Annotated in this window: 17 protein-coding genes; 4 read left to right on the top strand and 13 right to left on the bottom strand. The window is 39.7% G+C overall.

All coding sequences use genetic code 11. The annotated features are described in order from the left end of the window. Positions 1 to 119 precede the first annotated feature (119 nt). Together ACIFOD_RS01660 and ACIFOD_RS01665 are read right to left on the bottom strand one after the other, a co-directional pair. Complete coding sequence (locus tag ACIFOD_RS01660; RefSeq protein WP_430313255.1) at positions 120 to 1,163, bottom strand: SepM family pheromone-processing serine protease; 1,044 nt, start codon at positions 1,161 to 1,163, stop codon at positions 120 to 122. A 5-nt stretch (positions 1,164 to 1,168) separates the two neighbouring features. After that, positions 1,169 to 1,948 (bottom strand): patatin-like phospholipase family protein, encoded by a 780-nt coding sequence (locus ACIFOD_RS01665; protein WP_113968323.1) that lies wholly within the window; start codon positions 1,946 to 1,948, stop codon positions 1,169 to 1,171. 176 nt (positions 1,949 to 2,124) lie between these two features. Between ACIFOD_RS01665 and ylbJ the strand changes: the two genes are divergently transcribed. Continuing rightward, complete coding sequence (gene ylbJ / locus ACIFOD_RS01670) at positions 2,125 to 3,339, top strand: sporulation integral membrane protein YlbJ (protein WP_397553923.1); 1,215 nt, start codon at positions 2,125 to 2,127, stop codon at positions 3,337 to 3,339. A gap of 96 nt (positions 3,340 to 3,435) precedes the next feature. On the opposite strand, the gene coaD is transcribed toward ylbJ, so the two are convergent. The 4 genes from coaD to ACIFOD_RS01690 form a co-directional block, all read right to left on the bottom strand. Continuing rightward, positions 3,436 to 3,933, bottom strand: coding sequence for a pantetheine-phosphate adenylyltransferase (gene coaD, locus ACIFOD_RS01675; protein ID WP_113968325.1), 498 nt, complete (start codon positions 3,931 to 3,933; stop codon positions 3,436 to 3,438). A gap of 11 nt (positions 3,934 to 3,944) precedes the next feature. Further along, complete coding sequence (gene rsmD, locus ACIFOD_RS01680) at positions 3,945 to 4,517, bottom strand: 16S rRNA (guanine(966)-N(2))-methyltransferase RsmD (protein WP_430313256.1); 573 nt, start codon at positions 4,515 to 4,517, stop codon at positions 3,945 to 3,947. Between the two features lie 263 nt (positions 4,518 to 4,780). Beyond that, positions 4,781 to 6,190: a hypothetical protein gene (locus ACIFOD_RS01685; protein WP_430313257.1), complete on the bottom strand. Its 1,410-nt coding sequence runs from the start codon at positions 6,188 to 6,190 to the stop codon at positions 4,781 to 4,783. Positions 6,191 to 6,277: 87 nt separating this feature from the next. Next, positions 6,278 to 6,592 carry a hypothetical protein gene (locus ACIFOD_RS01690; RefSeq protein ID WP_397553920.1) on the bottom strand — a complete coding sequence of 105 codons (315 nt, stop codon included), beginning with the start codon at positions 6,590 to 6,592 and terminating at the stop codon, positions 6,278 to 6,280. Between the two features lie 99 nt (positions 6,593 to 6,691). On the opposite strand from ACIFOD_RS01690, the gene ACIFOD_RS01695 reads away from it, so the two are divergent. Next, complete coding sequence (locus ACIFOD_RS01695) at positions 6,692 to 7,081, top strand: DUF7147 family protein (protein WP_430313258.1); 390 nt, start codon at positions 6,692 to 6,694, stop codon at positions 7,079 to 7,081. Positions 7,082 to 7,170: 89 nt separating this feature from the next. Here the strand turns inward: ACIFOD_RS01695 and ACIFOD_RS01700 are convergent, their stop codons facing one another. Continuing rightward, complete coding sequence (locus ACIFOD_RS01700; protein ID WP_113968329.1) at positions 7,171 to 7,446, bottom strand: YlbG family protein; 276 nt, start codon at positions 7,444 to 7,446, stop codon at positions 7,171 to 7,173. 140 nt (positions 7,447 to 7,586) lie between these two features. Here ACIFOD_RS01700 and ACIFOD_RS01705 point away from each other — a divergent pair, with 140 nt between their 5' ends. Further along, positions 7,587 to 7,901, top strand: a complete 315-nt coding sequence (locus tag ACIFOD_RS01705) for a hypothetical protein (RefSeq protein ID WP_430313259.1) — start codon at positions 7,587 to 7,589, stop codon at positions 7,899 to 7,901. A 68-nt stretch (positions 7,902 to 7,969) separates the two neighbouring features. Here the strand turns inward: ACIFOD_RS01705 and ACIFOD_RS01710 are convergent, their stop codons facing one another. From ACIFOD_RS01710 to ACIFOD_RS01725, 4 genes are all read right to left on the bottom strand, one after another. Next, a complete protein-coding gene (locus ACIFOD_RS01710; RefSeq protein ID WP_113968331.1) occupies positions 7,970 to 8,416 on the bottom strand; it encodes a YlbF family regulator in 447 nt (148 codons plus the stop codon). Between the two features lie 160 nt (positions 8,417 to 8,576). Further along, positions 8,577 to 8,972: a hypothetical protein gene (locus ACIFOD_RS01715; RefSeq protein WP_430313260.1), complete on the bottom strand. Its 396-nt coding sequence runs from the start codon at positions 8,970 to 8,972 to the stop codon at positions 8,577 to 8,579. A gap of 90 nt (positions 8,973 to 9,062) precedes the next feature. Further along, the gene (locus ACIFOD_RS01720; RefSeq protein ID WP_430313261.1) at positions 9,063 to 9,305 is read right to left on the bottom strand and encodes a YlbE-like family protein; all 243 of its coding nucleotides are present in this window, start codon (positions 9,303 to 9,305) and stop codon (positions 9,063 to 9,065) included. Positions 9,306 to 9,319: 14 nt separating this feature from the next. Continuing rightward, positions 9,320 to 9,736: a YlbD family protein gene (locus ACIFOD_RS01725; RefSeq protein WP_397553915.1), complete on the bottom strand. Its 417-nt coding sequence runs from the start codon at positions 9,734 to 9,736 to the stop codon at positions 9,320 to 9,322. Between the two features lie 165 nt (positions 9,737 to 9,901). Here ACIFOD_RS01725 and ACIFOD_RS01730 point away from each other — a divergent pair, with 165 nt between their 5' ends. Beyond that, positions 9,902 to 10,390 carry a PaaI family thioesterase gene (locus ACIFOD_RS01730; RefSeq protein ID WP_430313262.1) on the top strand — a complete coding sequence of 163 codons (489 nt, stop codon included), beginning with the start codon at positions 9,902 to 9,904 and terminating at the stop codon, positions 10,388 to 10,390. 53 nt (positions 10,391 to 10,443) lie between these two features. On the opposite strand, the gene ACIFOD_RS01735 is transcribed toward ACIFOD_RS01730, so the two are convergent. Together ACIFOD_RS01735 and ACIFOD_RS01740 are read right to left on the bottom strand one after the other, a co-directional pair. Continuing rightward, positions 10,444 to 11,496, bottom strand: a complete 1,053-nt coding sequence (locus ACIFOD_RS01735; protein ID WP_430313263.1) for a CAP domain-containing protein — start codon at positions 11,494 to 11,496, stop codon at positions 10,444 to 10,446. 216 nt (positions 11,497 to 11,712) lie between these two features. Beyond that, on the bottom strand, positions 11,713 to 12,147 hold the full coding sequence (locus ACIFOD_RS01740) for a CBS domain-containing protein (RefSeq protein ID WP_430313264.1): 435 nt from the start codon (positions 12,145 to 12,147) through the stop codon (positions 11,713 to 11,715). Between the last annotated feature and the right edge of the window lie 114 nt (positions 12,148 to 12,261).

Raw genomic sequence — 12,261 nt, forward strand, 5'->3', positions numbered from 1 at the left:
CCCCGCGGAAAGCGAGCATCCTGGAGCGGAAATCAACTATTACTTTCTCCTCTACAATAGCAACAAACTTTACGAAAAGAGCCAAATAGAAAGAGGCTGACCTAAGACAGCCTCTTTGACTATTTGGCTAATGTTTGTAAAAATGCTAATGCTTCATCAAAGGTTTTCACAGGTATTACCTTCATATCAGTACCAATGTCTTCAGCAGTCCTTTTGGCAGCAGTATAGTTCGATTCAAGTTCAGGATACTTTTCTTTCATTTCTTTAGTAACAGTTTCATGTGGAGCAAGGAAATATTCTGCCCCTGCTTTGTCAGCAGCAATGACCTTCTGCTCTATACCGCCAATTCGTCCTACTTCCCCTTTTTCGGAAATCGTACCCGTCCCCGCAATAGAATGACCCTTCGTAATGTCATCCTTCGTTAGTTGATTGTAAATCTCCAAGCTAAACATCAACCCTGCTGAAGGACCACCAATTTCTTCAGTATCCAGTTCCACCGAGGGATCGGTTTTGATTTCTTTATCGTCACTTAGCGTAATTCCAAGACCAACTTTATCCGGCATATCAGGGAAAGCCTCCAAGGAAATCGTTTCCACCTTTTCTTCCTTACCCCGAACGTAAGTAATCTTCACAGAATCCCCACTTTTTTTCTTACTGACATATTCAATGAATTCCTCTGAAGATTGAAATGTATTCCCATCAACGGCCGTAATACGATCACCAGGCATTAAGACTTCTTCTGCCGGCATAGATGGGTAAATATTCAAGACATATATACCATTGTAGGTGTATTCATAGAATTTACCCGCTTTTTTATAGGCCACTTCAATGGCATGGTTTTGAGAGTCAGCCATAAGGTGCAGTTGACGAAGATTATACTCCTCGTCACTTTCATGAGGACTTCTGATTTCCTCAACCGGAAAGATATATTCGTACTTTTTTAAGCTGGCCAAAAGATAGGCATAGATATTTGCTCTTCCCATCCTGACGGTTGTAAGCATTAATTCACCTTCGTCCTCATAGCCATTCTTCACCTCTACGATCGGATCCAGTTCATGGGCCCCTCCCGGCTTCGTTACATAAAAGGGAAGATAATAAAAGGATGTAGCAACCATGATAATGGTCATGATGACTAAGGTTCTGATTAATGTTTTCGTTTTCATGCTCTTTACTCCTTCCAATTATCTAAAGCTTTCTGAATAGAAGGAATAACCTTCTTCGCCTCTTCCTCCCCCATATCGATAATTTCATCAATATTTTTAAAGGCTCTGGTGCTATACATTTCCACATGGGGTCTGATCATAAAGTCAGAAGCAAATTCACGGTGTGCGACGATTTCTAATTGAAGGATATCGATGCTTTGCATAATCACGTCATAAATCGTTGTGATTTCAGCATTCCTTTTTACATGAGATACATCGACGCCGATGACGATGTCAGCACCCATCTCTTTAACAACCGAAACAGGTACCCGGTCAATGACTCCTCCGTCCACTAGTAAGCGGCCGTTTATTCTTTCAGGTACAAATATACCCGGGATCGCAATACTTGCCCGGACCGCACTTGAGATAGGGCCGGTCGTAAACACCACTTTTTCTCCATTTGTAATATCTGTGGCAACAACACTTATGGGAATATTTAAATCTTCAATATTTTTATTATGTGTAAAAAGCTGAATGAATTCTTTTATCCTCTTACCCGAAATAAAGCCCATCTTCGGAACGGTAAAGTCTAAATAATATTTTCTTCTGAAGGTGGTGGAAAGCTTGTAAAGGTCTTCCATCTTATGCCCTACCCCATAAAAGCAGCCCACAAGAGCCCCCATACTGCTTCCTGCAATCATATCTACAGGGATCTTTGCATCATCAAATGCCTTTAAAACCCCTAAATGTGCAAATCCTCTTGCCCCACCCGAGCCGAGGGCTAATCCAATTTTGGGTCTGTCCATGCCCTTCCCCCTTTTGCCGAGTTATCGGTACATTTCATCATATGGTCTATTTCAATTATGTATGAGTATATTGAATAATATGAGGACAAGTTGAATTAATCCCATTTTATCATTCTTTTCCCGATTCACAAGGAATTGATATAGAAGGTACTATTTCATAAGAGGGGGAAGTCCGGTTGTACAAATCGAAAATCAAAACCTTGGCTTTATCGATGAGCGTGACTTTATTTGCGGCATCTCTCATCATAATGCCGGGAGAATCTCTTGAGGCCTCCATCCGGGGATTAGATATGTGGTGGGAGATCGTATTCCCCTCGTTATTGCCATTTTTCATCGTGTCAGAAATGTTGATTGGTTTTGGTGTAGTCAGATTTATCGGAGTCATGCTGGAACCCTTGATGAGGCCACTATTCCGGGTCCCAGGGGTCGGCGGGTTTGTGTGGGCAATGGGAATGGCCTCAGGATTTCCATCGGGAGCCAAACTGACGGCCCGTCTGAGGCAGGAAGAACAAATCACGAAATTGGAAGCGGAACGCCTTGTTTCCTTCACGAACTCTTCCAATCCTTTATTCATATTTGGAGCTGTGTCGGTTGGGTTCTTTCAAAATGCTACCCTCGGAATTGTTTTAGCTGCCGCTCATTATATTGGAAACATCTGTGTAGGTGTCGTCATGAGATTCTATGGTGGAGAAGAGAAGGAAGAATTGAGAAATCGTTCTTCCGGGAAAAAAGGCTTTATCATTCGGGAAGCCTTTTCTGCTCTTCATCGCACCAGACTGCAAGATAAGCGCCCTATAGGGAAACTTTTGGGAGATGCTGTCACCTCTTCCATTCAAACCTTACTGATGATCGGTGGTTTCATTATCTTATTTTCGGTCATCAATAAAATGCTTTATCACTTGCATATTACAACCTTTATTGCAGAAGCCTTTTCAACTCTATTTATTCTGCTGCAATTACCAGAACAATTAAGCATTCCTTTTATTTCAGGCTTGTTTGAAATCACGTTAGGCTCTAAGCTGACAAGTGGAGTAAATGAAGCTACTCTGCTTCATCAAGCCATTATTACAAGTTTTATATTGGGGTTCAGTGGGTTCAGCGTCCAAGCGCAAGTGGCAAGCATATTAGCAGAAACCGATATCCGGTTCAAGCCCTTTTTCTATGCCCGATTTGTTCATGGAATAGCCGCGTCCGTCACGACCATCATCATTTGGAAACCGATATACGAGAGATTTTCCGATGAGCAGCTCTCCAATGCCATACCTGTATTCGCCATGAAAAACAATGCATTCTGGACGGAAATGCTGTATTGGTTTAAGACAGCAGGTCCAGTCATCACGATATTCAGTTTGATTCTCTATATTGTTCTGTATGTAAGAAGAAAAGATTAAAAATAAAGAATGGGGTTGATCCCTTTGGCTATGACAATACCCTTCTCACAAACTGAGAAGGGTATTGTCTGCACACTTGGATCAACCCTGTATTCATTATTGGGGCTTATTTAAATCACTAAATTTTTCCTTTAATGATTCTTCCACCCGTTTCGGCACTAATTCGGATATGTTGCCTCCATATTTAGCCACTTCTTTTACTATACTCGAGCTCAAGAAAGAATATTGATTATTCGTCATAATGAAGAACGTCTCGATATCATCTTCTAAAACCCTGTTCATTGACGTAATCTGCATCTCATACTCAAAGTCTGATACCGCACGCAATCCTCTAATGATTGCTTTCGCATTCACTTTCTTTGCGTAATCAACTAAGAGCCCTTGAAAAGAATCGACAACTACATTAGGAATGTCTCCCGTAACCTCACGAATCAATTCAATTCTTTCCTCTACAGAGAATAGTGATTGTTTAGAAGAGTTATTTAAGACCACCACATAAATTTGATCAAAAACTTTCGCACCCCGTGTAATGATATCTAAATGTCCATATGTAATGGGATCAAAACTACCCGGACAAACTGCAATGCTCGTCATTATATTACCCCCTATTTATCGTTTCTTCCTTCGTTCCCCTTGGAAAAAATGGAGATTCTTATGATTCCATACGTTTCTTCCCTTACTTTCTCCAAGCACCCGGCTCTATCTCCCAGTGTAATCTCCGAGTCATGTTCACACATGACGTAACCGCTTTCATTCAGAAGATTGTGCTCGTCGATGAATTCCAGGAGTTGTTGAAGCTTCTGCTGTTTATAAGGAGGATCCAGGAATATATAATCAAAGGTTATCTCTCTTTTTAAAATTGCCTTTAACGCCCTTGTTGCTTCGTTCCTATATACTTCGCTTTGCTCCACCAGGTCACAATCGTGGAGGTTTGCCTTAATGGTTTGAAATGCTTTTGCATCACGGTCCACGAAAATCACAGAATGGAGTCCACGACTCAGGGCTTCTATTCCTAGTCCACCGCTTCCTGCAAATAAATCCAATCCTGTACCCCCTTCAAAATAGGGACCTAACATATTAAATATAGACTCTTTCACCTTATCTGTTGTCGGCCGTGTCCCACTGCCAGGAACAGCTTTCAACGGTCTTCCTTTTAACGTTCCTGATATTACTCTCATAATCATCCACCATATATGTATTTTTTCTTCACTATCCTATCATATCTCGACAGATATCGCTACATACTGAAATTGCCCCAAAACATGTATAAAATCATTTTGATAGGTGATAATGGAAGTAACAGCATCCTAACTGATGTTGTTGCCAACCGCGGAGAAGACTTACGATTCCCCATAAGTTCTTCCTCCGGTTTCTCCTCTCCCTTTGCCTTCTTTCCAGAAATGGATATAGAAGGACCCTGCAGAAAGTTCTGCAGGGCTTTTTACGTTCTTTCATCATCTCTGTTGGAAGCTTCCTTATTCATCACTTCTACCTTGAACAATTTCTCAAACCAGTGAACATCCATATAAATGGAACCCCCAACCGTTTGGATGGGATTCGTTAATAAGCCGTAATTTTCTTCATTATAAATAAAATAATCTTCATTCACATAAAACCTGAATGTATTTCCATTCAACGATGTGAAAAATACGTTTGGCTTTATCTCTTGAATGTCCAGCCCCAAAGCCGAAACTGCTTGTGGAAATTGAATAAGTTCTTTCTGTTTATACAATATGTAAGACAGGTTATGTGAATTTTTGTTGAGGAGTACAGGATTATTGCTTTTAAGAATCATTGGGACATTCTCTTTTCCATTTACACTTTCAGTAAAAAATGTAGAGTCAAAGCCTGTAACTTTTCCTAAAATCATATCTAATTTTGTTGCATCAACGGTTTTGGTCTTGTCCTCTTCCATCCTCCGTTTAAATGCATCCAATTGGGAAGAGGTCAGTCCTTCCATTACTTCTTTATAAGCCCATGCAGATTTTGAAGTGTGCGGTTGTTTCCCCAAAAGGATGCTAACGATAAATTCTTTAAGCCAAGCCTCTTCATCAGTGGAAAAATACTGTTGATACAGTAAGCTCCCTTTCAGTTCATTCAGCAGCTCCATATCAGCTGTGTTCCTCACAATCAAATATGGAGATACATAGTGCTGGATTTTATCCGTGATGATGACGGTCACAAATCCTTCAAATGAACCTGGTTGGACTGCCTCAGCCTCTTTTATGTCAGTCCGATCGTACAACATTCTCACTGTAGATGAAGCTTTCTCCATCAGTGGATTTCCTGTCCAGTATAATGCGGAAGGCTCCCCCCGACCAATGAAAGAATAATAATCGATATAGTTCTTTTTTTTATGGCTGGCAGATTTATATCCTGCTACCCATTTCCCAGTCCTCAAACTCTTTTCTGTTATGTGAATATCTGTATTTAACGTTTCGATAGAAGATAGTGCAGGGTGCCAATCTTTCACTAACATACCTTCTGTTTTGGTCTGCTGCTCGAATGAATAGGTAATCGTGATCTCTTTAAGGTCTTTATAGAGATTACTTAATTGGAATTCTCCATTTTCTTTCGTTAAACACTTATCCCCTCTGTCATTTACACATGAAAAATCCTTTGCATCACTTGGCCATTGAATGGTTATTTGTTTAGGGATTGTTGATAAGAAATGAAGGGTTTGTGTCACAAAAAATGTGTTTTCCTCATGTGTGATGGAATAAGATTGATTTACCTTTACAGCCCCAGACTCTTCGGCACTTTCTGTTGTGAATCCCATCCATTGAAAGAAAAGAATGCTGGAACTAATCAAAATCATAAGTAGTCCAAATGTAAATAGGGTGCGTTTCATACTATACTCCTTGACTCCGTCTGTTACATAAAGAATAGCAGATTCCGGCAGCTAATGGTTGAATATTTTTAGATTATTTCCAATCATTTAACCAAAATCAAGGTCTTTACTGTCTGCGGGAAAAGAAGCTTGGTTTAAATGATCTGCAAGCATATGATCCCATTCATTTTTATCCACCAAGCCATTACTTAAAAGAGTTTCTTGTAAATCTTGAAGCGTAGAGTTTTGCCATTCATCCTCCTCTACCAGAGATAGAATTCCGTGCGCCGCAAGCGTAGACAAAATGGCGGTCACGATAAAAGAATCACTATTCTTTAATTCAATTTCTTTCTTTTCATGTCTCCCGCCAATAACATACAAACATGATAATCCCAGGACGATAAATAGAAATAACCATACCATCACGATCACCCCTATAAGTTATTTTGAATCTTTACTTATCACTATATGTTTGAAATAATAAGGAATTGATAAACTCGGTAAGAAAAGGAGATTGAATGAATGATTCAACGTTTTATTGAATTAGGAGAAGGATATTCAGATATTTATGAACTAATGGAGCTTGCAAAAACCAATAAAGAGCGCTTGCAGCATATGATGGCATTTCATACTATTGTTAATAACCGTGCCGTATCATCCCTGGCGCTCGTGATGAAACCTACAGAACAGGGCAAATTCCAAGCCATTTATGTTTGCCGGGAAGGAATTCCAAATCCGAATATCACACCAAACCAGCGCTACTCCCTTTTTGAAGAAACGGCTAAGGAATTAGACAGGGTCATCATCCAAATGGATGTGAAACCCTCCACTCTCTATCCGGAAAAAGCATTGTACTATCAGCATCTGATCGCGATATTGCGATTAAATCATTATATACTGCCTTTACAATAAATGAGGTTAATCGTGCAGCTTTTTTCTTAGGGGAGATGTATCACCCCTAAGAAAAAAGCTGCCAAAATAACTCTCTTTGGCAGCAAACATTAAAATCCCATTTTGTAATCATATTCCTTTGCCTTATCCGGGCGGGAATTTTCAAAAACAGACTTAATAAATGGCTTATGCGAAGGATCTACCTTTTTCACATAGGAATAGGCAGCTATTCTTTCCATTACCGTGTCGATTTCATCTTGATTACAATAAAGTACAACATATTTCATTTTCTTCGAAACATAGTGAACATTCCCAAATCGCCTCAGGGACTTGGCATGCTTCAAACTATGTAACCAAACAACTAAACCTTGTCTCTCTGTTAACATATAGTTTCCCCTCTAGGAATCACTTTTTTATAAGTCTAGCATAATAATGTGGCGGTAAGCAATACGTAATGGTGTGAACTTTCATTTAAACAAAGCGTACAGTGAATACTACATTATGAAGGACAGAACGGAGGGTCACCATGGATTTGAATATGATTTGGGACTTTTTTATCGATCAACTTCGACAAGAGGACGGGATTGAAGATGCGCATGTGAAATCGAGCGCAGGCATCCCATTTATCTATATAAGATCCAAGAAAGAGAAGAGTGACATCGAGTACTCCATTAAAAAATGGTCGGCTAGAGCGATGCGGGGAAAGAGACTGCATTCTGATACGATTTTTTTCAGGGAAGAAGTATCATTGTATGTATATCGGCATCGGTTCTATGTCCCCCAGGAAAAAATGTTTTGCTGCGGGAACCTCTGTGTGGACTGTGTTCGGTTAAGACAGTAAGGAATAAGGATCAATACCACAAAATGAAAAGAAGAGCAGACACATTGTCCGCTCTTCTTTCCATATGATCAGGCTGAACAACCGCAGCTTCCGCCAGAACCGCAGCCTCCCCCGCATGATCCTCCGCTTGAGAAGAAAGGATTCCCTGAAGGAACCTTTACATTTTTAGACACGGAATGTCCAATTAGCAGGCTCACTTGATCAAGCAGATCCTGCAGCTCGTTTTCCACTCTTCTGAACTCCGCTACATTCTCATCAAGGTCCATTTCTCTTTTCACTTCACGGATTTCTTTCATGATGGTTTTGTAGTCCGGGTGGTAACGACCGAAGCGTTGAACTTCTTCGTAACTTTCTTTCATTCGCGAAAAGGTTTGTACTTTTCGTTGAGTTTCAGAATTGTTGCGAAGTTTATATAAAGACTTACGATAATTTTCTGCCACATCAGATTCTAAAATCCACTGAGATAATTCATCAGCTGAATCCAATATTTCCATTCTTTCTATAGTAGCAAGCATAACGCTCACCTCCGTAACGATATTTTACCACGTTTCACGCAAGGAAGCGAATATGTAAATTGAATTTTTTGGTTGTATCCACTTTATCCAGTGATGTATTTATCCCCATAAAATACCGCCGTGAAAAAATATTTTCACGACGGACATTAAGAAACAATGATTATTGAATCGTCACATAAAACTGTTTTTCCATCCCTAACGGTTTGTTATTCGTCCCTACTATTTCAACGTTGAGAAGATGCACACCTTTTGGTAACCCTTTTACAACAAAGGCGGCTGTATGATACTCCTTATACAAATTGCCGGTATTTGAACGAACGACGATCTTTCCTTTTTTCGCTCCGCTTTTTTCTGATGTGAATGTTACATTGGGAACGATACATTCAATATACACTTGACTTCCTTGTACCATATGTTTGATGGAAAGAGGCTTTTCCTCAGATTTCGCAGCTTCAACTTTTTTAGTAAACGTAAAGCTTTCCGGTTCAGGCATTTTTTCCTTACAGCCGCTTAATAACATAAGTAACGCAATGGATAGAAATATGATTTTCTTCATCGTGTACACCACTCCTTACTAATAGCCTTGCCCAACCGTTTCTCTTTTTACTCAAAACTTTTTTTGGACTTTCACACAAAAAAATAGTGCCTAACTCTCGGCACTATTCATTGATTGGAACATACTGATCATCATGGAGGCCATTTGGACTCCGTTTGAGAATTTTTGTACTCGATGAGGAATCGTTTTTTGAAAATGGTTAATCGACGCAATTTCGAATTTCTCTAATTCATTGGGATTTCGAGAAAGTGTACGATACCACTGTGGCTGATCTCTTAAAAATAATTTCAGATCTTCTTTGGTATAAATATACTCAATAATGTCCGCTCGCATCTTTAGTCACCCTCCTAATCTTTCCGGAATGAAAATGGATGGGAGGGTTTAGATGGTGTTTCAGTTTTGGTTGCTGTCCCTGATCCTCTATTGTTATTTGACTGAAATTGACTAAGTACTCCTTGTACTGCTCCCAAGGCCTCACTTAAGCTGTTAATATGTTGTTGCAATTGATTAGCGTCCATTTTTTTCACCATATCTCCAACCTGATCCATCCAGCCGCTTTTACTTCCTTGGTTGGTTGGGTTTGATTCTTTCGCGGCTTCGTCTTTATACTTATCCCACCTTGTATCATCTTCCCCCAGTAAGTACCAGTCTTCAAAGAGATCCTGCCAATTGGCATCACCATTACGCACATCTTTCACAATTTTCGGATGCTTTCTCACAAATCCTTTAAACTCTTTTACCTTAGGGTGTAGTGATTTACCCATTATATGAACACCTCCATTACAGGCATCTACCTACTACACTTTATGAAGGATTCAAAAGAATGGTGATACATTCCTTTTTGTAGTAATATTTACATGTATATTAACGTTGATTTTACAGTACCCAATGAATGTTTTGGCTGTGAATAAAGAAAAGGATGTATGAAAATGAAAGAACAGGTACAACAGTTGTTTGATGAATGTCTTACAGGAGCATCGGATGAGGATCTTCTAATCTTGAAACAGCTTCTCGAAGGAGTTAAACGTAAGAAAGACAATGAAAATGGATCAATCATAGGCGGAATATTTGCCATGGACCGCGAAGTGAAAGACGGGAATTTCGAAATAAGTATTCCGATTACGCCCGTTACACATAATTCACTGCAGATCGTTCACGGAGGAGTAACCGCTACTTTAGTGGACTCCGCTATGGGCACATTAGCCAATATGATGCTTCCAGAAGGATATGGAGCTGTAACGACAAATTTAAACATTCACTACTTGGCACCAGGGATAGGAGACCGTTTAACTGCTCATGCTACTGTCGTTCATCAAGGAAGCAAGACCATTGTAGTGGACGGGAAAGTTATCAGTTCAGACGGTAAGATTGTTGCTCATTCTACCGGCTCGTTTTTTATTTTCAAAAAGAAACGGTAAACTTTTATCAATAAAAAAGGTTGTTTCCCTGAGACATAAGGGAATCAACCTTTTTATTCTTTGTCTTCAAATTTCTCTATAAAGTTTTGTGTGTAGTACCTTTTATATACCCCTACGCCAAGATGGGTGAATTGTTGTTCCAGTAGAATCTTTCGGTGGCCTTCTGAATTCAGCCAGCCATGAACGGCTTCTGGAGCGTCCGAGTACTGGGAAGCGATGTTTTCCCCTGCAGTCTTGAACATAACATTTTCACTTTCCAGACGCTCAGATAGGTTCCCGAAGGTGGGTGAATCATGTGAGAAATAATCTTCTTCATACATTTCTTGACTATGACCCCTTGCTACCATTGCCGTTTCTTCATCCCATTTTAGTATATCTGCTTCGAATTGATGTCTGATTACATTTGTAATATCAAAAATCTGCTGTTCACTCGCACTATTCACTTGATCCCATTCGTCCTCGCTTGGCTCTTGTTCCTCAGCCAATTCCCCTCTATACATCATTTCATATGGATGCATCTCGATCAGTGTTTGACTATCAAGAAAGCGGATACTCGTAAGTCTTCCTGTGAATTTGTCCAGATAAAGCTGGGCATAAATATCTCCAAGGGTTACGAGAAGCCGGGTATTCAGGTCTTCTTCATTTAATTCAAACTGATAAGCACCTGATTCGTCATTTACAACGATTTCAGAATCCACAATGGTAAAACGGTAAATGTCTTCTAAACGTTGTCCCAATTTATAAGGAGCCACATCCACCTGATTCCCAATGGCAAACAACGTAACGACTTTATGATTGTTAACGCCCATTTGTATGTATTGTTTATCCGATATCGGGTAGATCCACCATTCATACCCATAGGAGCTTGGTTCGACCCGCTCTGGGTCTCCAAAAGCTTCAGTTACCTTTTTCGTATCTTTGCCAATCCAAGTTGATAAACCTGATGCAGGTCGTTCACCTGGAGCTTCGATTGATTGATTTAATTGGTTTTCGTTGTCTTCTTTAAGAGTTTGGGTTTCTGGTCCTTTAAGAGGCTCATTTTCTTGTTTTTGACCTTGATAAATACCAATAAATAAAATAATGACAAGAATGATCAAAATACGCAAAACGGTTCTCAGAAATTTCCCTCCTCTCTACTTTCTCTATCAGGATATGCCACATATACTAGAATTATTATACCATTGTTTATGATTCAAAAACTTCAGTCTAGTATAAAGGATAGCATATTTTCATTCCTTCTAAAACAAATGAATCTCGGGTGGGGAAAGGTTTCTAGAACCAAATGAAATAGAGATGATCCTGTTTGGATCATCCCCTCGAGATTAAAACGGTTTATTTCTGAAGTTTGATTCGGATATATTTTCTAACGCAACGTAGGCCTGTCTGCCCAGAGAATCCCTTATAGCAAAATCCCCTAAAGTTATCATGCCGATCAATCGATCTCCCTCGACAACTGGAAGTCTTCGTATCTGATGCTCAGCCATGATGTTGGCCGCTTCTGATGCTTCGGTGTCAGGTCCTACGGTTATTAGGTGTTGACTCATGATATCTTCTACTTTTGAAGAAGCAGGATGTTTTTCAGCAATACAGCGGAGGACGATATCCCTGTCTGTCATCATTCCCACAATCTTTTCACCATCCACGATGGGAATGGATCCTACATTGTGTTCTTTCATTTTTAAAGCAACCTCATACACATTGTCCAGTAACGAACAAGTTTCAATATCCTTTGTCATCATGTCCCTGATTTTTGTCATTTGGATCCTCCTCATACGTTCCGAATTCCTTCCTATATCTTTCACTTTCTCCTGCAGGATATTCATTTTTTTAAAAATGACAAATTCAAATGATTGAAGACATTGCAAGATAAA

Origin of the sequence: Rossellomorea sp. NRS-1567 (assembly GCF_050467885.1) — a bacterium.
Classification (GTDB): Bacteria; Bacillota; Bacilli; order Bacillales; family Bacillaceae_B; genus Rossellomorea; species Rossellomorea aquimaris_C.